Here is a 958-nt window from a genome sequence, read left to right as displayed (position 1 = left end):
CTACATCATTGGATATTACTGTCAACTCAGGCCACATCAGTATAACGGTGGTCTAACTCCCAATGAGTCAGAACGATTATATTGGGAAAACTCTAAAACAGTGGCCAATTTTAGTTGACCACTACAGTATATCGGCACTTGCGGTTATTGAACTGATAGTGGAAGCCAAAAGGTTGAGAGGTAAAACTTTTGATGTTTGGGTTGTATTCGAGGTGAAAACAGAAATCGAACTCCAGAATGGAGAGAGTGCGAACAACAGCATCGTTCTTCAAGCTCATGAACTTACAAATGTTGTGTACGTGAGATGATTTCTTAGTTTGGTCAAACATAGCCAAGTCACTTTTGTTGTAAACCTACAGCAAAAAAATAGACTATGAAAACTTATGGTGCAAATATGAAGAAATCCTGCAATTTATGCGAACATATATTGCAGGCTTCATAAAGGGTGGGACCCCAGCCACATCCCGGCACACAAGTCACCCGCTGCGGCTGCTTCCTTCCGGACCTGACCGAGTTCACGAGCTATTGTTGCGAGAGGACCAGAGCCCCATAATTATTTTCGAGAGGACTTGCCTCAATCGATGGGGCGATTATTCAGTATCAGCCCTCATAATGCAAGAGCAAAAACCTTGAATTTCATCATTTCATTACCGTTTGGACAAAACTCGATCAATTCATTCCTCTATGATTGAGCCACGTAACGATGCGAAGAAGGATAACGGCGTGTTGACTGCTTACTTGAATACATATCTTCATCAGCTAAATGCATGGCTTGCTCTAAGCTCATGTGCTGTTCTCTTTTTGCAGAGACACCGATAGAGATACCCACAGACGTAAGCGTCTTTAAATCGACTCATTCAATCCTTTTAATAAACGTCGTAACCTTTAACTTTTATCGTTAAAGGTACTCGAAAATGTCTCAGCATAGATCTCAGCAAGAATGGCTACGCCTTGTTCA

The 958-nt window shown here is 41.8% G+C and carries 1 other RNA gene and 1 pseudogene; both read right to left on the bottom strand.

The window, feature by feature from the left end:
- Positions 1 to 125: 125 nt before the first annotated feature.
- Positions 126 to 329: pseudogene (locus tag FKN08_RS23595) on the bottom strand (endonuclease); the annotation flags it as partial.
- Positions 330 to 448: 119 nt separating this feature from the next.
- Positions 449 to 545: signal recognition particle sRNA small type (ffs, locus tag FKN08_RS23590), an RNA gene on the bottom strand.
- Between the last annotated feature and the right edge of the window lie 413 nt (positions 546 to 958).

It is taken from the genome of Vibrio sp. 1-2 (7-a), assembly GCF_013048515.1.
GTDB lineage: Bacteria > Pseudomonadota > Gammaproteobacteria > Enterobacterales > Vibrionaceae > Vibrio > Vibrio diabolicus.
Note: the sequence above shows the minus strand (reverse complement) of the source record. Positions and strands in the feature narration are given on the sequence as shown.